The 25033-nt window shown below is 44.7% G+C and carries 20 protein-coding genes; 10 read left to right on the top strand and 10 right to left on the bottom strand.

Going from position 1 to position 25033, the window contains the following annotated elements; genetic code table 11:
- The first annotated feature begins 119 nt into the window (after positions 1-119).
- Positions 120-557, top strand: a complete 438-nt coding sequence (locus tag VX941_08945; protein MEE2933535.1) for a DUF4149 domain-containing protein — start codon at positions 120-122, stop codon at positions 555-557.
- Positions 558-638: 81 nt separating this feature from the next.
- Here the strand turns inward: VX941_08945 and VX941_08940 are convergent, their stop codons facing one another.
- Positions 639-1889: an FAD-binding domain-containing protein gene (locus VX941_08940; GenBank protein ID MEE2933534.1), complete on the bottom strand. Its 1251-nt coding sequence runs from the start codon at positions 1887-1889 to the stop codon at positions 639-641.
- Positions 1879-2490: a demethoxyubiquinone hydroxylase family protein gene (locus tag VX941_08935; GenBank protein ID MEE2933533.1), complete on the bottom strand. Its 612-nt coding sequence runs from the start codon at positions 2488-2490 to the stop codon at positions 1879-1881. The genes VX941_08940 and VX941_08935 overlap by 11 nt, the downstream gene beginning before the upstream one ends.
- Positions 2491-2695: 205 nt before the next feature.
- Between VX941_08935 and VX941_08930 the strand changes: the two genes are divergently transcribed.
- Positions 2696-3679: a TauD/TfdA family dioxygenase gene (locus VX941_08930; protein ID MEE2933532.1), complete on the top strand. Its 984-nt coding sequence runs from the start codon at positions 2696-2698 to the stop codon at positions 3677-3679.
- Positions 3680-3806: 127 nt separating this feature from the next.
- Here the strand turns inward: VX941_08930 and VX941_08925 are convergent, their stop codons facing one another.
- Positions 3807-4199, bottom strand: a complete 393-nt coding sequence (locus VX941_08925) for a cupin domain-containing protein (protein ID MEE2933531.1) — start codon at positions 4197-4199, stop codon at positions 3807-3809.
- A 175-nt stretch (positions 4200-4374) separates the two neighbouring features.
- Here VX941_08925 and VX941_08920 point away from each other — a divergent pair, with 175 nt between their 5' ends.
- Positions 4375-5283 (top strand): TauD/TfdA family dioxygenase, encoded by a 909-nt coding sequence (locus VX941_08920; GenBank protein ID MEE2933530.1) that lies wholly within the window; start codon positions 4375-4377, stop codon positions 5281-5283.
- Between the two features lie 54 nt (positions 5284-5337).
- On the opposite strand, the gene VX941_08915 is transcribed toward VX941_08920, so the two are convergent.
- The 4 genes from VX941_08915 to VX941_08900 form a co-directional block, all read right to left on the bottom strand.
- Positions 5338-7506, bottom strand: coding sequence for a malate synthase G (locus tag VX941_08915; protein ID MEE2933529.1), 2169 nt, complete (start codon positions 7504-7506; stop codon positions 5338-5340).
- 376 nt (positions 7507-7882) lie between these two features.
- The gene (locus VX941_08910; protein ID MEE2933528.1) at positions 7883-8728 is read right to left on the bottom strand and encodes a TauD/TfdA family dioxygenase; all 846 of its coding nucleotides are present in this window, start codon (positions 8726-8728) and stop codon (positions 7883-7885) included.
- Between the two features lie 195 nt (positions 8729-8923).
- Positions 8924-10027: an SPOR domain-containing protein gene (locus tag VX941_08905; GenBank protein ID MEE2933527.1), complete on the bottom strand. Its 1104-nt coding sequence runs from the start codon at positions 10025-10027 to the stop codon at positions 8924-8926.
- Between the two features lie 411 nt (positions 10028-10438).
- The gene (locus VX941_08900) at positions 10439-12739 is read right to left on the bottom strand and encodes a xanthine dehydrogenase family protein molybdopterin-binding subunit (protein ID MEE2933526.1); all 2301 of its coding nucleotides are present in this window, start codon (positions 12737-12739) and stop codon (positions 10439-10441) included.
- Positions 12740-13109: 370 nt separating this feature from the next.
- On the opposite strand from VX941_08900, the gene VX941_08895 reads away from it, so the two are divergent.
- Positions 13110-14006, top strand: coding sequence for a DUF1932 domain-containing protein (locus tag VX941_08895; GenBank protein ID MEE2933525.1), 897 nt, complete (start codon positions 13110-13112; stop codon positions 14004-14006).
- Positions 14007-14078: 72 nt separating this feature from the next.
- On the opposite strand, the gene tcuA is transcribed toward VX941_08895, so the two are convergent.
- Positions 14079-15560: an FAD-dependent tricarballylate dehydrogenase TcuA gene (tcuA, locus tag VX941_08890; GenBank protein ID MEE2933524.1), complete on the bottom strand. Its 1482-nt coding sequence runs from the start codon at positions 15558-15560 to the stop codon at positions 14079-14081.
- 352 nt (positions 15561-15912) lie between these two features.
- Between tcuA and VX941_08885 the strand changes: the two genes are divergently transcribed.
- A complete protein-coding gene (locus VX941_08885) occupies positions 15913-17016 on the top strand; it encodes a glycosyltransferase (GenBank protein ID MEE2933523.1) in 1104 nt (367 codons plus the stop codon).
- A gap of 163 nt (positions 17017-17179) precedes the next feature.
- Here the strand turns inward: VX941_08885 and VX941_08880 are convergent, their stop codons facing one another.
- Together VX941_08880 and VX941_08875 are read right to left on the bottom strand one after the other, a co-directional pair.
- Positions 17180-18892 carry a gamma-glutamyltransferase family protein gene (locus tag VX941_08880; GenBank protein ID MEE2933522.1) on the bottom strand — a complete coding sequence of 571 codons (1713 nt, stop codon included), beginning with the start codon at positions 18890-18892 and terminating at the stop codon, positions 17180-17182.
- 252 nt (positions 18893-19144) lie between these two features.
- Positions 19145-19768 (bottom strand): DUF938 domain-containing protein, encoded by a 624-nt coding sequence (locus tag VX941_08875; protein ID MEE2933521.1) that lies wholly within the window; start codon positions 19766-19768, stop codon positions 19145-19147.
- Positions 19769-19900: 132 nt separating this feature from the next.
- Here VX941_08875 and VX941_08870 point away from each other — a divergent pair, with 132 nt between their 5' ends.
- The 5 genes from VX941_08870 to VX941_08850 all read left to right on the top strand — a co-directional run bounded on the left by VX941_08870 (position 19901) and on the right by VX941_08850 (position 24962).
- Positions 19901-20416, top strand: a complete 516-nt coding sequence (locus VX941_08870; protein MEE2933520.1) for a thiamine pyrophosphate-binding protein — start codon at positions 19901-19903, stop codon at positions 20414-20416.
- Positions 20417-20432: 16 nt separating this feature from the next.
- The gene (locus VX941_08865; protein ID MEE2933519.1) at positions 20433-21017 is read left to right on the top strand and encodes a thiamine pyrophosphate-dependent enzyme; all 585 of its coding nucleotides are present in this window, start codon (positions 20433-20435) and stop codon (positions 21015-21017) included.
- A gap of 64 nt (positions 21018-21081) precedes the next feature.
- Positions 21082-22290, top strand: a complete 1209-nt coding sequence (locus VX941_08860) for an alpha-hydroxy acid oxidase (protein MEE2933518.1) — start codon at positions 21082-21084, stop codon at positions 22288-22290.
- Positions 22291-22445: 155 nt separating this feature from the next.
- The gene (locus tag VX941_08855; protein MEE2933517.1) at positions 22446-23657 is read left to right on the top strand and encodes an alpha-hydroxy acid oxidase; all 1212 of its coding nucleotides are present in this window, start codon (positions 22446-22448) and stop codon (positions 23655-23657) included.
- A 117-nt stretch (positions 23658-23774) separates the two neighbouring features.
- Positions 23775-24962: an alpha-hydroxy acid oxidase gene (locus VX941_08850; protein ID MEE2933516.1), complete on the top strand. Its 1188-nt coding sequence runs from the start codon at positions 23775-23777 to the stop codon at positions 24960-24962.
- Positions 24963-25033: the final 71 nt, after the last annotated feature.

The following is a 25033-nucleotide window of genomic DNA, read 5'->3' as shown; positions in this document are numbered from 1 at the left end:
GATGGTTCCTTCCGTAACTTGGTCTATATAGGGTAAGTGCTAAAGATATGTTAATAAAATATGTTGAAAAAACTTAAAAGTAAGCATCGATCTCATAAACTTTAAAAGTAGTTATTAAAATGTTGGAACTAATTTTATATCTTTTTGGTCTGGTGATGACATCCATACTAGCCGGTTCAATGGTATTTTTTTCGTGCGTAGTTGCACCATTGATCTTTATCAAATTAGACGGAGACACCGCTGGTTATTTTGTACGCAGCATTTTTCCCTGGTACTATCTTGTTATAGCCAGTCTTTCAGCTATTTCTTCAGTGAGTTTATTCTACGGATATTTTTTAGAATCTTGTATTTTGGCAGGTATCTCGGCCGCTGCTGTGTTAGGGCGCCAAATATTAATGCCATGGATAAATAGATGTCGCGATAATATGTCGGCTGATAATAGTGAAGCTGAGCGTTCTTTTAAAATACTACATGGTATGTCCGTTTGGATTAATGTGCTTCAATTAATTGGCTCAATATCTGTGGTGATCCTATTAGGCTATGCAGAATATCGTTGATCATTTATATCCTAAGCCATAGTTTGATGTGAAATATGGTGAAGCTGTTTCAGCTTGTGCAGAGCACAGCGATTGGTCAAACTATATAAGATGCAATTCCGAGAGTATCTTCGGTATGTGTTTTCGAAGCTTAAAAAAACCACGCGATGAATGAGGCCATGATATCAAATCCCAGTGGTTCATAACCTGATAAAACTTGATCCCATTCAATTCTAAATCCTTTGATAATTCTCCCAAGATATCCTGGGTCGGCCCTACTGAGATGTGTGGGGTGACAACTTGATTAAGATCATTGCGGACTGCCCACTCACAAATTTCTTTAACCGATTTACATCGAGCAACCGAGGAGTTTTCTAGGCATTTCATTTGTTTAAAACGCATACTAGCATCTTTATGTGCGCCGTGGACAAAATTTAAAACATTTGGCGATATCGGAAGCGACGAACGTTGTTCTACGCTACTAAAGTTGGCAACAGCCACTAGTGGTCCGTTTTGCTTGATAAGCTTTGCGGGATTTAAGTCTTCGTCCGTCAGCAATAACCCCGTCGGCCCGATGCTTTTAAATGGTTCGTGGATGGGTAAGGGTAGTAGGGAAGGCGTTTCCGCCACAGACGCTACCGGTAAAGCTTCATTCGATAGCTGGGTAATGTTGGTATAACGACCTTTAGTGAATTTCGAAATGTTGTCTGATTTCGCGAGGTATGTTTTTCCTTTCGTATGAAGGCCGGCAACCCATCGCCACGACAACGTATTTGAAGCCGGATCGCCATCTAATAAATGCCGAAGGAAAAAATCTGCTCCAAGCTCCCAAGGCAGTTTTAGAGTGAAAACCCATATGCTGGCAAACCACATCCGTGCATGGTTGTGGAGGTATCCACTTTCAATAAGTTCGTGCGTCCAATCATCGAAACATGCAATGCCCGTTTTTCCCTTTGTAGCCGTCAAAAACTGCCCTCGTAATTGAGCATTACTCTCGATTTCTGCAGCGAGTTCAGACGCACGGACTGTGTAATCTGTCCAAACGCTAGGGTGTGTTTCAAGCCAGCCTTTCCAATAGGTCCGCCAAAAGACTTCTTGTACGAATTTTTCTGCGGCGCTTAGAGTATGGGACTTAAGTACGGCAGTGACCACCTCTTCCTCAGAAATAATACGATGCCTTACCCATGGGGATAGCTTAGACACATGCTCATGACCATTCATGCCTAAATCAAAATTTCGTTGCGCAGCGTAGCGTTTTCCAGAACGCGCTACAAACCGCTCGAGCTGTTCTAATCCATTTATACGCTTGGGATACCACATAGACAAAAAATCACCGAATAAGTCAAATTGCACGAGCAATGTTGACCGCTACCGACGATCCGGAGGCTACTAGCTTGCACCAAATTTTCAAAAAAACATTGCTCGCTCCTGCTGAGTGGTTTCGGGCTTCATCCCGATGCTGCACTTCCTCAAGGCGACAACGTTCCAAAATATTAGCGATGCGCAAATGTCGATGATGATGGTTCAACCTAATGACTTGTTTTTTATAATGATCATCGACAAAAGTCTCAACCGCATTAATGGTTTGAAACACTGCTTCAGACCCAAACAATGCGGGTAAAGCCCCTGTAATGTAGCCAGCAAAATTCCAGAGCGGTAATGACATACTGCGATCCGCGGTTGGAAGAATAGTTTCAATCAATCTTAGATGGTTACTTTCGGTTTTAAGATGTTCCGAAGCAAAGGTGCGAACATTATCGCACGGGGAGACAGCTAGAATGCCTTTATACATCGCCACAGCACCCGTTTCACCAGCGTGATCTGAACGTAAATCACGAGTCAGCCATTGGGGCAAACGAAAAAACGTTTCGGTGTCTATTAAGGCCTGAGACCGATTATCCTCTGTTGATCCAGACGATTCATTAGGATTTTTTGCCGTACCTCTAAGTATCATTATGGAATCTTACACTCCCTTCGATAACGTATATATTCGTTACGGTTTTGTATCTCATTTAGATCTTTCAAATTTATTCGATGGAAAAAGACTTTTTTTCGTTCTAAAACATCACCTGAATTTTTTACTTACAAAGGTCGAAATTTTTGTCTGATTTCTGCTAATATCTGAGCTTGAATACTAGGTATAACAGAAGTGAGGCGAGATGAATCACGAAACTTCACCCCTGAATGGAAGCTTTGGCATCCTGATCAATGGTGTTACGAGGCAGAACCTGAGTGATAAAACTTTCCAAACGGAAGCATATGATATTTGGCTCAGTTGCGGTGGTCTCGTTGCGGTGCGTGGGGAAGACTTAAGAGATATTACACCGTCTGAATTGGTCGCATGGTCCAATGTTTTCGGAATTGTTGAAAACAAAACACAGACTGCAAGAGAGGACAAAACGGTGCCTGGCTTTCCTATTCTTAGAATAGGGAACATAAAGGACGATGCGGGTAAGCCTAGAGCTCAATTCGCTATTGTGCCGCAACTTAGAGATGATAGTGATATTCGCTACAATCCCAAAACGCGGCGACCTGTATGGCACACTGACTCAACCTTTCGAGAATTTCCACCTATAGGATCTGTATTTCATTGCAGGATTGCACCACCGGCAGGTGGTGAGACGCTGTTTGCAGATATGCGGACCGCCTACGCACGACTAGATAACGAGAAAAAACTTGAATTGGAAAAACTGGAAGCAGTGTGCTCCTTGGCCCATCACGACAAAAAAATCAATGCTTATTCGCCAGAATATCCGGTCCTGTCTCCTGAGCAGCGCAAAGCGAATCCACCTAATAGGGTGCCGTTGGTGCTTGAACACCCTTTGACTCGGGAAGTAGCTCTTTATGGATTAAATAGTTCCACGTGCGCCATTGTTCCGGCCGGCAAAGACGTTTCGAATGAAGACCTAGATATCTGGGATTTAGAGGGTATTGAGGATAAGAGCGTGGGTATTTTGCGCGATCTTTTACCTTACCTAACCGGGCCGGATTTTACAGTGAAGTGGGAATGGCAACCGGGTGATATAGTTGTTTGGGATAATCGTTCTACGATTCACGCTGCCACTGGTTTTGAGTATGAAAAATTTGACCGTGAGATGTGGAGGCTTACCTTAAATCAAGATAAAAACTGTATAGCAGCCTGAGGAATGCACGCCCTTCTGTTTTAACATTAAAGCGTGTCATTTTTTTCAAGGGCCCAGCATTTAGGTTTACAACGGATATTGTTTTGATGGAGCTGCGTAATCATCCGTGACTGTTTATTATGCTTAGCTAGCAAGAAAAAAATGCTTTGTCAGAAAGACGCTGTTCCCAATTTGATTTGCCGTTCCAACTTTTATGTCGTGAGATTTTATCGCCACCATACCTTATACGGAATAATATAGTTCTCGTGTCACCATTCAAAAATTCATGGATTTCGCCCGGGGGGTGAAATGTAAACGAACCGGGTTTTATCTCGACTGATGCCTCTGATGTTCTCATAACTCCACCACCTTCAAAGCAAAAATAAATTTCACTTGCGTTGGGATGGCAGTGATTAGGGCTGGTCTGTCCTGGCTCCCAACAGGCAATAGTTGCATCACCGCCTTCGATCTCGGCAAGAATTTTGTGGACGTGATGATCAGCATTGTACTCTTCTTCGTCTTTTAAATTATGTATCTGCATCAGTTATTCTCACCAATAAGTTTCCGCTAATTTTCATGTAATTAATATAACTTTTGTATGGAGCAATGAGGTGTTTGCAAAGAATATTTTGTGCTAAACTGATCAAGATCCATCATTATAATTCTGACGTCAACCGTCAGCGCACATTATGATAAAAAGATAGAGGGGGTATCCGATGGACCTTGGAGGAGAATTAGACATTGACTTTGACAATGCTTCCGGACCACTTTCTGATAATTTAGTTGTGCGCCCAATAGGTCGTGTGGCAGGCGCAGAGCTTCCCGGTTTAGACCTTCGTTCACCTCTAGCTGAAGAAACCATAAATTTCATTCTTAAGGCATTAGTCAAATATCACGTGCTCTCATTTCCAGACCAGGATCTTACAAAGGATCAACAAGTTTTGTTTACTAAACAGTTTGGTGAATTAGAGGGCCACGTGGCGCTTGACCACAGCGGCAAACCTTTCCCGGCAGTACATATAGTATCTAACTTAGACCCAGACGGGCAGCCAACTGCCAAGCCCCGAAGCCATGGAAATTATTTTTGGCATTCAGATAAGTCGTATCATGCGACGCCCTCGCTTGCCACGATCCTTTACGCTAAGGAAATACCTCCCAATGGTGGTGCCACGCAATTTGCTAATATGCAAATGGCTTATGATGAATTGTATCCAGAGATGAAACAAATGATTGATGGTCTAGAGGTGGTGCATCACTGGGCGCAGAGTAGACGTAACTCATGCAATGCGCCGGCAACTCCGGAGCAAGAAAAAGAGAGCCCGCCAGTTGCCCATCCCATTGTGCGGGTCCACCCTGAGACAAACCGAAAAAGCATTTACCTTGGCATCCATGCCTCACATATTGCAGGGATGAATTGGCATGAGGGGCGGGAAATTATATATCGGTTAACAGATATGGTAACCCAACCTCGTTTTGTATACACACATGAATGGAAAAAAAATGAAGTGGTAATGTGGGACAACAGGTCGTTAATGCACCGCGCTACTGGTGATTTCGATCAAGCCTTACACCCTCGTGTTTTGCATCGCACCGTATTACGCGGCGCGAAACCAATATCGCCTTGATATTTTGGCACGATGCATTTACGCCACTTTTCAATGCATGATGAAGAGGCACATTTACGTTGCTAGCGCTTTAAACTCTTTGCGCCGCATGTGGAGGATATACTCAGTATATCCATTGGGCTGTTCAGCTCCTTTGAAAACGAGATCACGAGCTGCTTTAAAAGCAATGGAATTCGTCAAATCTGGCGTCATTGGCTTGTAAAGCGGGTCTTTAGCGTTTTGTTGATCTACTACACCTGCCATCTTTTCCAAGGTTTTTTGAACCTGATCCGCGCTACAAATGCCATGGCGTAACCAATTAGCCATATGCTGGGACGATATACGAAGGGTTGCACGGTCTTCCATTAAACCCACATCATTTATATCTGGTACCTTTGAGCATCCAATTCCTTGGTCAATCCAACGGACTACGTATCCCAGTATCCCTTGCGCATTATTATCAAGCTCTGCTTGTATATCATCTTCCGACCAGTTGGGTCGTTCAGTGATCGGAATAGTCATTATATCGGCTATCGATGCTTGGTTTCGGGTTTTGATTATTTCTTGGCGGGAAAAAACATCGATCTCATGATAATGCATTGCGTGAAGGACTGCAGCGGTGGGTGAAGGGACCCAAGCTGTATTAGCTCCAGCCAAAGGATGATTTTTTTTCTGTTCGAGCATGTCATTCATCATGTCTGGCATTGCCCACATGCCCTTGCCAATCTGTGCGCATCCCTGTAAGCCCGCTGCAAGCCCTACATCAACATTCCAATCCTCATAGGCACTGATCCAGGGTGCTGCTTTCATGTCGCCCTTGCGAATCATAGCACCTGCATCCATGGATGTGTGTATCTCGTCACCTGTTCTATCCAAGAATCCGGTATTGATAAATACTACCCGTTCTCGAGCCGCACGAATTGACTCTTTTAGATTAAGGGTGGTGCGCCTTTCTTCGTCCATGATACCCATTTTCAAGCTAAACCTTTTTAAGCCGAGCGCGTCCTCGACCCTACCGAAAAGATCGTTAGTGAAAGCTACTTCTTCCGGTCCATGCTGTTTCGGTTTAACTATGTAGACAGAGCCTTCGCGACTATTTTTTATTGGCCCTGAACTATTTAGATCATGTATTGCGATAGCGGATGTAACCATTGCATCCAGTATACCCTCTGGCACTTCATTACCATCTGTATCGAGTACAGCATCCGACCACATGTGGATTCCGACATTTCGATTTAACATTACACTGCGCCCATGAAGAGTGAGTTCTTCACCGTTCGGCGCGGTATATTTGCGATCACTATTAAGTGTTCGAGTGATTTCTTGGCCATTTTTTTGGAAGGATGCGGATAGGTTACCTGTCATAAGGCCAAGCCAATTACGGTATGCAATGACTTTGTCTTCCGCATCAACGGCCGCTACGGAGTCCTCAAAGTCCTGGATTGTTGTTATGGCTGCTTCGAGGATTACGTCGGATATGTTTGCTTTATCGTTACAACCAATGGGGTGACTGCTGTCTATCTTTACTTCAATATGAAGACCGTGATTTTGTAGCAATATTGAACTGAGATTTCCTGGTGCTCCCTTATAACCAGCGAATTGAGAAGGAGTTAGCAGTCCAACTTCCACATTATCCAGTAAGGCGATAAGTTCACCATTGGCTACCACATATGATGAAACATCCGAATGGCTTCCTTTGGCAAGAGGTGTAGTCTGATCTAAGAATTTACGGACATATTGTATAACTTTGTGGCCGCGCGCCGGGTCATAGCCATTTGAGACATCATCATTATTTTCAGCGATCGCGTCAGTACCATATAGAGCATCGTAAAGTGAACCCCAGCGTGCATTTGCTGCATTGAGTGCGTAGCGTGCATTATTAACTGGCACTACTAACTGCGGCCCGGCAACATTTGCGATTTCGGAATCTACATTTTTTGTATTAACGCGTAATTCTCCACCATCCTGCACCAGATATCCGATGTCTGTAAGGAAAGCAGCATAATCTTTATCATTAAGGTCTTCATGCCTATGTTTCACATGCCAATCGCTTATTTGCGATTGCAAAAAGTCGCGTTTTTCCAGAAGCTCGCGATTCCGAGGTGTCATATCTTTAAGAATGCATGAAAGTTGATCCCAGAAGTGCTCGGGTTTTAAGCCTGTTCCCGGAACGACTTCCTGATCAATGAAAGAATAAAGTTCGGCTGCAACTTTCAATCCAGCTACATTTATGCGTTCTGTCATGATATCTTCCCCGATCGATATAATGTTGCGGTATCGCCCAAAGTAGGGTTGGGTCAACCTAACTTGCGTGAATTAGTATTGCGATTTTTCTTATTTTTAGAAGTAGTTTTTTGTACCATGAGCTTTATTAATTGAATTAGAACACAAATATCTGATTTGCCTCATAAATTTATGCCGTATTGGGGTAATCAATTCAGGCCACATTCTGATATTATCGATAAAAAAATAAAAGAACCATATATGATGTGCAGACGCCTTCTTTGAGTTACTCAGTATTTAGCATTGTTCCAAGATGGTCTGAGAATTGACCCTTTGGCAGAGTCGGTAAGTGCCCTTTTAGAAATCATTATTTTCAAATGGTGGTAGGAAAAAAATTTTAATTTGGTCGGCTACCTTTTAGAGTAATTCTATGCATTTGACGACGTTGACCCTGGTAATCATTAATTGCTTTATGTTGGGTGCATCTGTTGTCCCATATTACTAGATCACCTTGTTTCCATCGGAGCCTGCAAGTAAATTCGGGGCGCACGGCATGAGTAGTAAGGTAACGTAATATTGGAAGTGTTTCTTCTGGTGTCATGCCCGCAAAATTAGTCGTATGAGAGAAATTCACATAGAGGGCTTTTCGCCCAGTTTCCGGATGTGTGCGTATAACCGGATGAATCGCCTCTATAGCCTGAGTTTCGGTATACGCCTTATTCATACCAGTTAAGTTTTTCATTTTGGCATTTCGACCACCAATGTTTTTCTGAGCAGAGCTGTAGTGTGCCTTGACCTGGTGGAGCATAGCCTTCAATCCTGGTGAGAGTGCATCGTATGCTTTGTACATGTTAGCGAATAGAGTATCACCGCCATATCTCGGGACATCGATGGCGTAAAGAAGCGTCGCCATGTTTGGTCTTTCCATATAAGTAGTGTCAGAATGCCAATGAACACCAAAATTAATTTTATCTTTTGGTGTTTTTAATATTTCAATGACCTCTGGGTGCCCATCTATTCCATCTAGAAACGGATAGATGTCTGGCCTACCAAACTTTCGTGCAATTTTAAGTTGCACTTTCGGTGTAAGCTTTTGGTTTGGGAAAACTAAAACCAGATATTTGAGGAGCGCTTCTTTCAATAAATCGGTTATTCGCAGATCTAACCTACTTGCCAGGTTCAAACCGTTGACACGTGCTCCAAGCGCTCCTGAAATAGGCGTTATGTTAAGAGGATCAGCCATACTGCTATAGTCGCAGAAGGAACCGCATCGGTCAATTCATCCGGCCACCAGCGGTATGATATTCCCCCTAGATGAAAATCTGTCAAACAAATTTGGACATGAATTGGGTGCAATATGCAAGAACCCATGGAGACTAGCCTTCGGTAACCCGTATCTCACAACTGATCCATCCGTTGGATCAAATTGCCAGAAAAACTATAAACGGCTTTTAATGACGAAGCAGCTTTGGTTTCGAGTTCGAAGTTGTTTGCAAATCTCAACTGCTTGAGAAAACGTTGAGTAAGGACCGGTGCGTAACCTTTGAAAAACGCCCTTTGTACCCAAGTTTGCCTTTACAATTATTGGTTTTTTCCGACCTATAATATCGCCGTGCAGTTGAAAAATATCATCCCAGGCCCGCGATGCTATTTTGAGTGGAGAATCTCTAAACGCTCCTAATTGTATTAATATTTTCGAGCCTACTTTTCTTTTTAATTTTTCGTTTAATGCCGCTGTTTCTAAAACTCGGCCCTGCATTGTTTGATCAGATGAGCCGTCATTAGAAAGAATGGCTGAATTATTTTTAGTTTTATTAAATTTAGGCGGAATCACAGCGATGGTTGTCGGTCGGCCGTTTCGACTACCAGGTAGTATCTTTTGCGCAACAAACGGCTGTTGGTCAATACCTGCGAGTTCTTGGGGCTCTATTTTATTTGGAGCGTTCTCAGGCGTTCGTTGAGTGGATCTTTTTTCAATTAGACTTAGATTCATCGCATTGTTATCTATGGCGCTCTCTGAAGATTTCAAATTATGGTGCGACACCGCCCTCGCATTTGATGGTTTTTTATCAATGAACGCAGTCTCTAGAGTGACAGTATCGAGACTCAATTCAGGTTCTTTCGCCGTTTTTTTGGCAACAGAATTATCTTTATATGCTTGCTGCCTGTTTTCTTCATTGGCATCAACCAGACGCTTTGCCTCAGCTAGCTGTTCTTCATTCATGCGCCTTGCCAATACCTTCCTATTTTCAACTGCTACGGTTCTAACAAAAACGTCTGGTTTCGGTTTTTGCTCGGCTGCCAATGTAAACCAACGATGGGCTTCAACGTCATTCTGTTCGACTCCTTGCCCCTTTGCATAGAGTAACCCAACACCAACACGTGATTTGGCATCCCCTTCGTGGGCTAATGGTAAAAACTCTTTGTAGGCGACTTGAAAATCGCCACGTATGTATGCGTTACGCCCTGCCGCAAAGTCTGCGGCACTAGCCACACTAGCCACCATGCTCGGTATAACGAACAATAATGCTAATTTTTTCATAAATCCCACCAAAGATTTTATAAAGACACTTAATCAATACTTAACTAAAAAGCATATAATTTTGTTTCATTACAATTTTATTTATTATATTTGAAGTATGAATACAATAAATATTTTACGGCAAGTAAATATTTACTAAATACAATAATTTTAAATCAAATAAATCGTTCTTTTTCATATGGATACGATATTTCGTGCGCTAAATGTATTTTCACACTAGATCTCGATTATTGGTTTGCGTTAAGTACTTAAACAAAACAAGATCTACTTCAAATTACTAAAAATAATGTATTAGGCCTCTATGGCTGAATTAAGGCACTGAGCGCCCCGAATTTAATGATTGATAAAGCTCAAAAAGCGGCTCAAATCGTCGTGTTGAATAAAATATTTTGATGATAGAGGTAAGCGGGACTATCCGTTCAGTGCTCGCCAAATCTTTTCGGGTGTAGCCGGCATATCAATCATATTGGCATTAGAGACACCAGCAGACTTAAGCGCGTTAACAATCGCATTCATAATAGTAGGCAGCGCGGCAATTGTGCCAGATTCTCCGGCTCCTTTGACCCCAATTTCATTGGTGCGACACGGAACAGGATGAAAACCCAATTTAAAATTAGGCATATTATCTGCACGTGGCATAGCATAATCCATATAAGATCCACTTATGAGTTGGCCATCATCATCATAGATTGAATCCTCCATAAGCACTTGCCCCGCTCCTTGTGCAATGCCTCCATGGAGTTGCCCGTCGACTATCATGTGATTTATTACCCGGCCAGAATCGTCAACCCCCGCGTATCGGTCTAGGGTGAGAGCCCCCGTTTTTGGATCTATCTCTACCTCAGCAATGTGACACCCATTTGGATAGGTAGGGGCATGTGCTTCATAGTCTACTGCTGTATCAAGAGCACCACGGGGTGCGGTATCAATAATTCTTTCAAGTGTAACCGTTCGATCTGTACCGGCAACCACGAAAAAACCGTTTTCGAATTCTACATCAGCAGGTGCACATTCGAATTGGTTGGCCGCCAGAAGGCGGGCTTTTTCTATTACTGCGAGCCCGGCCTTGTGGAATGCACCACCCCCAACTGCCATTGTTCGTGATCCCGTCGTTGATCCTGCCGACGGAGAAACATCACTATCCCCTTGAACCATCGTAACGCGTTCTGGGCTTATCCCGAGAGTCTCAGATATCAGTTGCCGAAATGCATCAATGTGCCCTTGACCCTGGGATTGGGCTCCACTGAATAACACAAGACGATTATCCTCATCGAAACCAATTCTTGCAGACTCCGAAGTATTTGCTCCCGCATGTTCCAGGAAACAAGCGATACCTAAACCACGCAGCAATCCCATATTTTCTGAAATCGCGCGCCGCTTCTCAAAACCATTCCAATCAGCAAGCGGGAGGGCTTTATCCAATATTTCATTAAATTCGCCAGAATCATAGGTAACTTTAAGAGGCGTGGAGTAGGGCATATCCTCCGAAGGGATAAAATTGCGTTTTCGGATTTCCGTACGCCCGATACCGGTCTTTTCAGATGCCATATCCATAAGTCGTTCAATAACATAAGCGGCCTCTGGTCTTCCTGCCCCTCGATAAGGGCCGATTGGAGCAGTGTTTGTAAATACACATTCCACCTGAATATAAATTGATGGTATGCGGTAACAGCCGGAGAGGCACATTGCCGTGTTGCGTGTGGGGCTGCTGGGACCACTGGCAGATAGATATGCCCCCATTCCTTGTATTGAGTGATACCGAAGTGCTTGTATAACTCCGTTAGTGTCTAATGCAATTTCAGCAGTAAGTTGACTGTCGCGTGCAGAGTTATCGCTTGCAAAGCTTTCTGCCCGGTTAGCAACCCATTTAACAGCTCGGCCTAGGCGTTCAGCTGCACGAAGGATGACAGGGTACTCGGGATAGCATTGTGTTTTCATACCAAAACCACCACCAACATCTCCTGTTACAATGCGAAGATCATTGGGGTTATTGAGTTTTAGTGCCAGCGACGCAAGCTGTGAGTGCAGTGTCTTAACTCCCTGGCTGCATGCATAAAGCGTAAGCCTTCCGTCCTCTACGCGACCGATGGCTGCCCTCGGCTCCATTGCAGAAACAACAAGGCGGTTATTACGTGTTACAAGCTTTACTGTATGGGTAGCCGTTTTAAATGCTCTATCTGTTGCTGATTTGTCTCCGTCGTCCCAGTCCAATATCAAATTATTAGCAACCTTTGGCCAGATTTGTGGAGCCCCGTCTAAAATGGCTTTTTCAGGCCGGACTATTGCGGCCAGTGGCAAATAATCCACGTTTACAAGCTCGGCAGCATCCTCAGCCTGCGTCTTCGTCTCTGCGATTACGACAGCCACAGCTTCTCCCACATGCCTAACTCGTTTTTTTGCAAGGGGCCAGCGATCGGGACACACGGGTCGTTCCCCGTTGCGCCCTTGGGCTATACGGGTGCATGGAATGGGGTAAATATTTTGGAGGTCATCAGCAGTATAGATAGCAATTACCCCCGGCTCGGCTAACGCTAAAGAGCTATCGATACTCGAGATTTCTGCATGCCCATGAGGTGAGCGAACAAAGACCGCATGAGCCATATTAGGGAAAGTAAGATCGGCGGTGAATTGACCTTTTCCTGTCAGTAACCTTGCGTCTTCACTCCTACCCGGTGCTTCAGAACGGCCGTATTTTTCAATTTCATTCGTCATACATTTACCTTCTAACACCATTCACCGCAGTTATGTAGACCACCATCCACGATTACCTAAGCGCGATAGTGTGTGATAGTGACAGAGCACATTAACTCGGGTATTTTTTAGACGTGATAAAATGTTTCATTAGTACATATAGCGTTTTAAACTTCGGAAAATAGTATCGCATCTGCATCTTTTCATTTGTAAGCAAGACCCGAAAGGGAATTGGTGCCCGGGCTTTTTGGCATCAAAATCGATGGAATTAGAATATTTGTGTGAGCTAAGCCTCAATACGCCGGAAATTTGAGTTAACTTCGGAGTCATGTGTGGGTTTTAACTTTTCAACCTCGGTTTGAAATCAAATAAAAATCAAGGGGTATCTAAAATGACTATAAGTTTCGCGTTTATCGGTTTTGGTGAGGCTGGTTCCAATGTTTCGGAGGGGCTTTTAGAGGCTGGAGTAGAGCGGATAAAGGCGTATGACATCTTATTCGATGAGGAGATAGAAAGGGTTCGTTTGCATGAATTAGCGAATAAGATTGGTGTTGAGCCTTGCGACTCAATCGCTGACGCTATTTCTGATGTCGATATTGTATTCTCTACAGTAACTTGCTCTGCATGTCTGGATGTAGCGGAAGAGGCAGCCAAACATCTCCATCCTCAGCAGTATTATCTTGATTTCAATTCGATTTCCCCAGGGAAAAAGAGAAAGGTTCGTGATCTAATCAAAGTTAGCGGGGCGCGCTTCGTAGAAGGGTCAGTTATGTCAAATGTGCCGGGGAAGCGACACACAGTACCTATGTTCATCGGTGGAGACGGAGGCGAAGCCTTTGTCCGAATGGTTCAGCCTTATGGTATGGATGTAAAATTTATTCAGGAAGAAGTAGGGCAGGCGTCTGCGTGTAAAATGGTACGCTCCATTACTATGAAAGGTATAGAGGCTCTTTATCTTGAGTGTATGCAGGCCGCTCGACACTTTAATATTGAGGATGAGGTTCTCGACTCCATTATAGAGTCAATGAAAGGTATGAATTGGCGCGAGAAGTGTAATTTTAATATGCCACGCACCATAATCCATGCTCAGCGACGTTCGGATGAAATGGAAAATGTCGCTGAGACGCTTAATGAAATAGGACACACCCCTCGTATGGCAAAGGCGACTGCAGATACTCTTCGTTGGTGTGCATCGCTTGGGTTGCGTGAAAGGTGTAAAAACCGTCTCGCATCCGGGTATACAGAGGTATTAGACCTCATAACTGAAGCGCGTGATAACACACAATAAAGGTTATCTGGAGTTATCGACAAAACGACGCAAGCTCAAAAGCTGCGCCGTTTTGTTACGATTGTGCCAAATTTATATATCTACGCCTGCAGCTTTCGCACCTGCTATACGGCCGAAGACTGAACCATTCATAAGGCCAGTGCCACCCGCATAATTGAAATAAAACAGGCCTCCCACAAGCTCTCCGGCCGCATGTAAACCATCGATTGGCCGCAGGTCGCTATCAAGAACTTGCCCCTGGCTATTAATACGAAGCCCGCCGAAGGTGAATGTAATACCACATGTAATAGCGTAAGCCTCGTAGGGAGGTTTATCGAGTTTGTTGGCCCAGTTTGTTTTTGGAACATCAAGTCCCTTTGTCCCTCGCCCATCAAGAACTGCAGGGTTAAACCGAACGTCCTCCATCACTGCATCGTTAAACTCATTGATAGTCTTAAGGCATTGTGCGGCATCCACACCTTCTAGTTGCTCGACCAAGCCTTCGAGAGTGTCGGATTGAACCTTGGTCATTTGCCGAATACGATACTCATCTCTCAAAAGCTCAGTTACCTTTTGATCGAATATTTGCCAAGCAAATTGGGCTGGCTGATTGAGTATTTCTTTCCCGTACTTCGCGTAAGTATAATTGCGAAAATCTGCCCCCTCATCCACAAACCGTTTACCAGTAGCATTCACCATTATTCCAAGAGGATAGGAATGCTTCTGAAAATTATCTCCAACTGACAAGTCACCAAATTCAGGGGCGTTGAGGTCCCACCCAACAGCATGACCACCAGACCAGTTACCGTACGGCATTGCGCCTATATCTAAAGCCATCTTAATCCCAGCACCCATATTATGGCGGGTGCCGCGAACTTTGACCAGATCCCAACCTGGACCCATGTAGCGAGTGCGCCAATCCGAATTCGCTTCAAATCCACCACACGCAAGCACAACTGATTTCGCCCTGATTTCGGCAACCTTTCCGTCATGCTTTACCTTTACTCCGAAAACTTTTTCGTTGTCATATAGAAGTTCTATTGCTCTATGTTCAAATAAAACAGGGATACCTTTTTTCTGGGACTCCTTATATTGCATCTCCCAAATGCCGTGTCCCCCTCCCCAGAATTCAAGGACCAGCCCCCCCCAGAACTTCATTTTTCCATCAACTTCGAATGCTTGACGCTTATACATGGGCATAAACCTCATTCCATTATCACGAAGCCAATGCATGGTCTCATTTGATCTAGTTACAAGCGTTTCACAAAGTTCTGGGTCTGTACGATATTGTGTAACGCGGAACATATCATCGAAATACTGATCTGTGGTGTAGGTGCCAAAGTCATTTTTTTCTTTTTCTTCGTCAGTAAGATCCACCAGTGCAGCCACATCTTGTAATCCGTTGTGTGCAAAACGGACAGCTCCCGCCGTGTAACGACTATTTCCACCAGCTTCGTCTTCGGTAGCACTCTCTAACATAATAACGCTAGCGCCATGTTCGTGAGCGGAGAAGGCGGCGCACATGGCCGCATTTCCTGCACCGATAATTACAACATCATACTCTTTATCAGTCATATTTCCTCCAAAATTTAACCCGTCGGTGTTCGTTACAAACGAAAAGACGTTGCTTTAGCCTTTATAGCATAAATCAGCGAATACACTATTTCGAGTGTTACTAAAAGGTACTATGCGAATATGCCGCACCATTGAAGCACCACCTTTTTAGTAATTGTACAATCTTTTAGAATTTTTCAAGAGATATGCTGTGGTATAAATTTTACATCGAGCAACCAAATCTTAAGTGTGACCGATGAGGATAAAGGGGTGAAGCTAATTTTGACAAAAAAACCGAATGTATTCACTCAACGAAAAGGGGCTTCATTTTAAAAGTTATTTGTTGTTACTCGGAACTTTGCAAGGCTAACCGGTGAATCAAAGAACCTCAATCCTACATATAATAACGGGGCTAGATACAGGTGGCGCAGAACGTGTGCTTGCTTCGTTGGCGCTTGAAAAAATGCGCGTTGGCGAACACCCGTTGGTAGTGTGCTTGGTCGATGGTGGATCGCAATTTGATAAGCTTCAGACTGCTGGTTGCCGCGTGATCGGTTTGGGCATGCGGCGAGGTCAGCCCAGTATTAAAGCGTTAATGCGTTTGGTACGTCTAATCAGACGTGAAAAACCCCCGGTGATACAAAGCTGGATGTATCATGCTGATTTAGCTGCTTTTCTCGCGGTATGCTTGTCGGGACGGCGTTCATGCACGAAACTTTTTTGGGGTATACGATGCTCAGATATGGATGATAGCCGGTATCGATACCTAAGAGGTGTTTGTTCCTGGCTATCCAAATATCCCGATGGGATAATTGCAAATTCACATTCAGGGCTCAGATTTCATACTGAAGTGCTTGGTTATAGGCCAAAGAGTACAGCTGTTATTCCTAACTTCTTCGACACTGAGCGTTATTGCTTCAGAGTGTCGGCACGTAGTCGTATTCGCAAAGAATTAGGGCTCGATGAGAATGACTTCGTTATTGCTGCGGTTGCTCGAGTTGACGCTATGAAGGATTATCCAAATTTTTTATCAGCACTGGAGAAAGTTGATGGAGTTACCGCACTTGCGATTGGTAAAGGAACAGAGACACTGCCGGTTACGCGAGGGTTGATAGTTCTAGGGGAACGTGATGACATCCCGGACTTATTATCAGCAATTGATGTTCTCGTGTCTGCATCAGCTTTCGGCGAAGGATTTTCAAATGTCATTGGAGAGGCCATGGCCTGTCAGCGTGCTGTGATTGCAACCAATGTTGGTGATGCTGATAGGCTTGTAGGCAGCGCAGGTATCATCGTGCCTCCGTCTTCACCTGTGTTACTGGCAGAAGCAATCGCCAGGCTACAAAATGATGAGAAACTGGCACGGAGTATGGGTCATTTAGGGCGAGAGCGGATTATTGCCGGGTATCGTATAGAGAAGGCCGTGGCTGCTTTTCAGGCAGTCTACGGATGCAGTAACAAAAATGAAGAATGCTAGGAAAATGAACGATAGAAACTGGTGTGTGGATGCTAAAAAACCTACCGGTTTAGTTACAAAATTTGCTTAGCATGAAGTGAGGCGACAGTCGCCATCCACTATTGCAGCCATGCATATGTCGGGTGTGAATGTGATCGTCTGGTTTTTGTAATCAAGAGAAGCGTTACCAGCCTAACATACCTGATTGACGACGAGGATCAGCGGCGCCAAAGAGCCTAGATTTTTGGTCCCGGTAGATAGCGCAGACTGCTCCTGCTGCGCGAGTAAGTGCGGGAAAGTCCTCTACTATATGTCCGCGATTTGCAAGATCATTGCGAACTGTCAGAGGCACTCGACTTTCAATCTTAAGTTTCCCAGGGTCTGATTCATGTGGCTCAAACGAATTGGGGTGACTGTAGGTAGCAAAGCGCGGTGCTTCAATTGCTTCTTGCATGTCCATGCGAAACAGATTGATGTTAAGGAAGGTCTGAGCCATGGCTTGACATTGTACATCGCCACCTGGCGTGCCGAACGGCATAGTAGCTGAACCTCTCTTAATCGCTAAGGCCGGATTGGGTGTCAGTCTAGGACGTTTGCCAGGAGCTATACACGAAGCATGTTCTGGCACGGCCCAGTTTTGTGAACCACGACCAGAAGCTACACAACCGATGCCGGGGATTATAGGCGTCTGACTTGAATTGTCGCTGGGTGTGATTGAAAAAGCATTTCCCTTCTTGTCGACGGCGCAGGCATAAGATGTGTCATATGAATGTTCCACAGGCCCATGCACCGTTGCTGGTGTTGGCCCGCTTCCTTGTCCTTCATAACCAGGAACATTACCGAAAGGCGGCAGTTCAGGAAAAGCAGTTGCCATATCAATCATGTTTCGCCTTGTGGAGACATAGTCTTCAGAGAGCAAATATTCTATGGGTACATCAACAAATCGAGGGTCTCCATAGTAGCGTTCTCGATCAGCGAATGAGAGTTTTATGCATTCCGCGATTGTGTGAATGTAGTCCGCCGTATTGTGACCCATTCCTTTCAAATCAAAGCCGTCTAGTAGAGACATGATCTGTAGCAGTACGGGTCCCTGACACCATGGCTGACATGTGTAAATCTCAAAATCAAAATAGTTACGCGAAATGGGATCCTCAATTTCCACGTAGAATTCTTTCAAATCCTCCGCGGTCATTAAGCCATCATTTTCTTTATGGTACTTAACAATTGCCTGCGCCGGGTCTCCCTCATAGAAAGCTTTGTGAGCAGCAAGAAGCCGTTCCTCTCGGCTGCCTCGTGCTGCACTTTCCTCATCTGCTAGATATTGGAGAGTTTTCGCAAGATCTGCTTGTACGAAGTTATCTCCAATCTCGGGTACTTTGTCATTTGGCAAATATATAGCGGCGCTTTGCGGCCAACGACGAAGATTATCTTGAGTGTTCACCAAAGTGCTATGCATCGTGGGATGCATCGCGAAGCCGTCGCGAGCGTACTTGATCGGTGACTCTGAAACCTCAGCGAAACTCATTGTGCCATATTCTCTGAGTGCTGCGATCCAAGCAGCTGGGGCAGCAGGTATTACGCTCCGCAGTACTCCATGAGGAATCGCTCCACCATTATCAGAAATAAACATGTTTATATCCGTGGATTTTGGCCACCAACCTAATCCACTGATTGACTTTACTTCATCGGTATCAGCAAGATAAAAAATCATGGGGGCTACCCCACCGACATTTACTATATCGCTTTGCAAAACAGCCAGTGCCATGCCAGCCGCTACGCCCGCATCAATCGCGTTACCGCCAGCCTCCAGAATTTCATATCCTGATCGTGCGGCTAAATAATGACCCGCCGAGCACATGTGCCTAGTGCCGAGTTGCGTGGGTTGGAAAGAAACCATTTTTTCCCCTTACTCGCGCATATCGCGCGTTAAGATTTTGGACCAGTATGCACAAAACTTCCTAAAAATGGAACATGAGAAGATAAATACGCTTGTTCGAGCGAGACCATGCTCCGTATCAATCGCTCAGTCGCGACCCCCTGTTTATCCGCGGATAAGTCGTTTGGGTATTTTTTCCTCATACATAGCATAAATCGTATTTGCTATTTAAAAAATTATGTCGCGATCATAAAAATTTGTCTCATTGCCGATCTAAATACGGTTAAAAAAAAGAGACAAGTTATTCGCGGGCATTTGCGTAATTTTAGTGAGAGAGAGGCTGCCAGACGCAGCTGTTTTCTCAAGTAGTGCAATATCTCTCAAACCCCATTCAGGATTTTGATGTTGAAGGTAAACATCGAAATCGCTATTGCTCGGTGCTGTATGCGTGTCATTAATTTTAAATGGGCCATAAATATATAAAAGGCCTTCTGGCTCTAGCAGTTTGCCGGCATGTAGTAAAAGCCCCTCCGTCAGGGCCATGGGGGAAATGTGTAGTACATTTATACAAATCATTGCCGAGAATTTTGCTGCAGGAACGCCATCAGTGATGTTAAGTTGCCAATTAGCGGATAACAGATCAAGCGATCGGGCAGGTCGTAAATTCGGGAGGGCAAGTGTTTTTCGCCAGTCATCGATGCTAGCACGGTGATATGGATTGGGGTCTGTTGGCCAAAAATTTAGCCTGGGAAAGGCTGTTGCAAAGGCTGCCGCATGTTGGCCTAAACCCGAACCGATTTCCAAAACATGGCCAGTGGAGCTCGAAAAGACTGGTCGTAGGGCCTCTGTAATTGGTTTTGTATTCCGGTCTCCGGCAGGTGTGGTGCGGCAATTCATGGATTAAGATGTATACTCAACTAGCGGTTAGAAAAGATAGAAAGACTTCATAAAAAAAATGAAAGAACTTAGCTACAATGATATAAAGTCCTCGATGAAATATTTGTGATTGAACTCATAAGGGGTAGGCCGATGGCAGAAACTGAGGACGTGCTAAGCCCGGAAACGGTGCATCAGAAATTCAAAGAACACGGCGTAACGCATGTAATCTGGTTGCCAGACAGTGAAACCAATTTTCTTTTTACGCTACTTAATGGTGACCCAGATTTGCACATGGTTGGTGTCGGACGTGAGGGAAATGCAGCCGCAGTCGCCGCAGGACTCTACACCGGCGGTGCCAAGCCAGTAGTATTAATACAAAATACCGGCCTTATGGAGTCTGGTGACTCGATACGTGGATGGCTGAAGAGCCTTAAAATTCCATGTGTAATGATGGTAGGCTATCGTGGCTATACTCGGCATGGAGTTACCACTGACACTGCAGCAGATTTTACAGAACCATTTCTTAATGCGTTTCAAATAAAATATTATCTCGTGGAGAGTGATCGTGATGCAGATCGCATTAGTGTTGCTTTCGATGAATGTGAGAAAGTTAATGGCCCAGTTGCTGTGCTGGTTGCTGATGAATTTCACGGTTTCAATAGATAAAAAGGGGTCTTAGACCATGATGGAAACAGCTGATGTTATGAAACTCTTCCTTAAATACAGAGATGATGCAGTAGTATTATCTGGTCGTGGTGGTCGTCATTGGGTGCCTATTACTGACAACGAGAAACTCGATGCGACTATGGGAGATCCTGCAATGGGTGGACACGCGAGCTATGCTTTGGGTATTGCTCTCGCACAGCCGAAGAAAAAAGTTGTCTTATTTGACTCAGATGGAGACATTCATATGTCGATGGGCATGCTTGCTACAATTGCGGAACAAGCCCCTACAAATTTTTATCATTTCATGCTCGATAATGAGATTTATGCCACCACGGGGGGTCAACCTGTACCTAACGCTAAAGTGGTCGATTATTCTGCAATAGCGACAGCTTGCGGCTACCCAAAAGCCCATTCTTATTCCGAACTCTCGGATTTAGAGGTCGGAATGCCAGAAATACTTGCGAAGGAGGGGCCCGTATTCATTCATCTCAAGGTAGCACCAACAATTGAAAATACTCCAATCGGTCAGCGCAAACCATGGAACAACAGGGATAGGGTAAAAGTAGTTCAAGATGTTAGAGGAGAGTTAGTTGGTATCTAATTCGTTGATTTGGATTACAAATCCAATCTACTACAAATATTAAAAATAAATAGAGGAATATGCGATGTCTTCTGATCATATGGGTTTTTATAATATTGAAGATTTGCGCCAGGGTGCAAAACGGCGTCTACCACACGGCATATTTGAATTTATAGACGGTGGTGCGGAGGACGGCATCGGCGTGCAAAACAACCGTGATGCGTATACATCTCTTAAGGTCAAAAACCGAGTATTGATTGATGTCTCACAACGATCTGCTGAAACCGAAATTTTTGGTAAAAAAATCAAAATGCCGTACGGCATTTCGCCTACAGGTGCAGGGGGGCTTGTGTATTATGGTGGCGAGATAGGGCTTGCTAAGGCAGCCGCTAGAATGGGTGTTCCCTGTACTGTTGCAACGAATGCATTATTGCCAATGGAAGAAATTGCTGAGGGGGCCGGCGGAAACCTCTGGTTCCAGCTTTACATGTGGGCGGACAAAGAGATGAGTATGAAATTTCTCGAGCGCGTAAAAGCGACGGGGTTCGAAACGCTCATAGTTACGGTCGATGGGCCAGTTGGCCCCAACCGTGAGTATAATAAGAAGAATGGATTCCACACACCGCTGAAATACACTCCAAAGCTAATTTCTCAGATTCTTGCAAGGCCTGGATGGTGTTATCGAGTTCTTTTGAAACAGTATCTTAAACGTGGTGCATTTAGAAAGGAAAACTATCCGGAAGAAATTGAGAGGAGAGTGACTGTAGCATCCGAGGAGATGAGTGTAGTAAAAACCGACCGTCAGTCCTGGGAAGACATCAGAAAGATCCGAGATATGTGGAAGGGCAATCTTTTAATTAAGGGGCTGCAGAGTGCTGAAGATGCTGTTCTAGCGGCAGATGAAGGGCTCGAGGGTGTAATATTATCCAATCATGGTGGACGCTATGTAGATTGTGCGGCGGCACCATTGCAGGTTCTTCCAGAGACGAAAGCAGCAGTTGGTGATCGAATAAAAATAATCATTGATTCTGGAGCTCGCCGTGGATCAGACCTTGTAAAGGCTATAGCACTTGGGGCTGATATGGTGATGTCCGGTCGACCTACGTTATTCGGGGCTGCTGCAGCTAATGAGGCTGGTGCTTACCGTGCTCTCGAAATTTTTTATGATGAGATGGATCGGGTGATGGCCCAATTGGGTCTCAACACCATTGAAGAGATTGGTCCACAGATTTTCTGGAACCCACCTGAATGGGTACCTAGACCCCAGCTTGGCTTTAGAGCTGCCGCCGAATAAGTAAGTCACTCTCATTAAGAGGCACCCAGAATGCGCAAAGTTTTAGCTTATTGACTGGCTGGCTGAGTAATTGGCACGATTTAGTGCTATGATAGAATTGTTATTACTGAAACGGTGCTGTTACCAAATGGTGCTGATTACTAGGGGATGCTTTTATGACCAACGCTAATTTTGGTGCCTATAATATCGAAGACTTGCGGCAGAGGGCTAAGACGCGCGTTCCGAAAGGTGTGTTTGATTATGTCGATGGTGGAGCTGAAGACGGTATAGCGCTGAAAAATAATCGTGATGCATACAAACAGCTTAAGATTAAAAATCGTGTTTTAGTTGATGTTTCAAAACGCTCAATCGAAACAACAATTTTCGGGAAAAAGGCCGCTATGCCATACGGTATTTCCCCTACTGGCACCGCTGGTCTTATGTCCTTTGGTGGTGAAGCGGGTGTTGCCATTGCAGCTACAAAGATGGGAGTTCCATGTACTGTCGCCTTAAATGCTCAGACGGCGATGGAGGAAATATGGGATGTGGCTGGTGATGGAAATCTCTGGTTTCAGGTTTATATGTGGCCGGATAATGATCTGAGTATGAAGCAAATAAATCGTATAAAATCGGTAGGCTTTGAGACCTTAATAATTACTGTTGATGGGCCAGTGGGTTCTAACCGTGAATATAATAAGAGAAATGGTTTCTCGATGCCGCTTAAATATTCTCCAACATTATTTGCCCAACTTCTCGCCCGACCCGGATGGCTCATCCGGGTATTGGGCCAGCACTATCTTAAGCGGGGTGCTCCAACTATGGTTAATTACCCTGAAGAACTTATCAGTCGTATCACCGATCCGATGCTCAAGCATATGCATACAAAAACTGATAACCTCACTTGGGAGCATGTTAAGAGAATTCGTGACAACTGGCCGGGCAATCTTTTGATCAAGGGGCTTCACAGCGCTGAAGATGCATTAATAGCGAAAGAAAGGGGGCTCGATGGTGTAATTCTTTCTAATCATGGTGGTCGCTATGTGGACTGTGCGCCGGCACCTCTTCAACTTTTACCGGAGACGAGGGCTGCGGTGGGTAATGACTTTACTGTGATTATAGATAGCGGTGCTCGTCGTGGCTCAGATCTTGTTAAGGCGGTGGCTTTGGGAGCCGACCTTGTAATGTCTGGCCGACCAACGCTATGGGGCGCTGCAGTTGCCGGAGCAGAAGGCTCCTTTCGAGCGCTTGAAATATTCTACGACGAAATGGACCGTGTTATGGCGCAGTTAGGGCTTAATTCCATATCCGAGATTGGCCCTGAGATTTTCTGGAACCCGCCAGATTGGGTGCCGCAGCGGCGGCAGATGCTTCGGGCAGCAGCAGAATAGCGTTGAAGGAAAATATCAACGATCTGATTGGTTTCCGCAAACCATAATTTGGCATCTATCACAGGCTATATTTTGGCAATTATACGCCTATCTTTTTAAATAAGAGCGCAATTGTTAATGACTAATTTCGTTGCATATAATATCGAAGATCTGCGTCAAATAGCGAAACGGAAACTTCCTCGAGGTCTGTTCGAGTATATTGATTTAGGCGCAGAAGATTATATTGCATTGATGAATAATCGTACGGTTTACGAGGAACTTAAACTTAAAAACCGTGTTTTGATTGATGTATCAGAGCGTTCGTGTGGCACTAAAATTTTTGGTACTGACCTAAAACTGCCATTTGGCATTTCACCAACCGCTTCAGCTGGGATTACATGGTTTGGTGGCGAGATTCTACTTGCAAAAGCAGCACAACGAATGGGCGTTATATGTACTGCGGCCACCAGCGCCGTAACGCCGCTTGATGAGATTTATGAGGCTGCTGGGGGCGAGCACCTTTGGTTTCAACTCTACATGTGGAATGACAAAGAACTTCGATCAAGGTTTGTCGAGCGTATCAGGGACGTTGGCTATAAAACTTTGGTAGTTACTGTAGACGGGCCGGTTGGGGCTAATCGGGAGCATAATAACCGGAATGGATATTCGATGCCACTCCGATACAGCTCTCGTATGGCAGGTGACGTCTTAGCGAAGCCTGGATGGATCTTCAGAGTGTTGTTGAGGCAGTATTTGCGGAGGGGGGCATTTAAAAAGGAGAATTATCCGCCTGAATTAGGAAAAAAACTATCGGATATAAGTGTTAAGCAGGGTCAGAGCCATACCAAGCCTGATAGTCAGTGTTGGGACGATATAAAACGCATTCAAGATATATGGCCGGGAAATTTGCTGATTAAGGGTCTCTATAGTGCAGAGGATGCGGTGCGTGCAGCTGAACACGGGCTCCATGGCGTCATCCTCTCCAATCATGGTGGCCGTTACGTAGATAATGCGGCATCTCCTTTACAGATCACGGCTGCAACCCGAGCAGCGGTTGGGAAGAATTTCATGATTGCCATTGATTCTGGGCCGAGGCGCGGTTCTGACATAATAAAAGCTATTGCTTGTGGAGCAGATTTAGTGATGTCAGGACGTCCAACTCTCTATGGTTGCGCAGTAGCAGGCGAGGATGGTGCCTATAGAGCGCTAGAAATTTTTTATGAGGAAATGGACCGCACAATGGCGCAACTAGGCTTGAACGGTATTCCGGATATTGGTCCTCAAATATTTTGGAATCCCCCAAATTGGGCATTACCGCCAAATTAGGGAGCCTAAAGGCGGGGAGACTGCACTCATTTAAAGAAAGTTCTACACGACCTCAGTATCATGGCCTCTGG

The sequence above is a fragment of the Pseudomonadota bacterium genome (genome assembly GCA_036339585.1).
Lineage (GTDB): Bacteria > Pseudomonadota > Alphaproteobacteria > UBA8366 > UBA8366 > UBA8366.
Note: the sequence above shows the minus strand (reverse complement) of the source record. Positions and strands in the feature narration are given on the sequence as shown.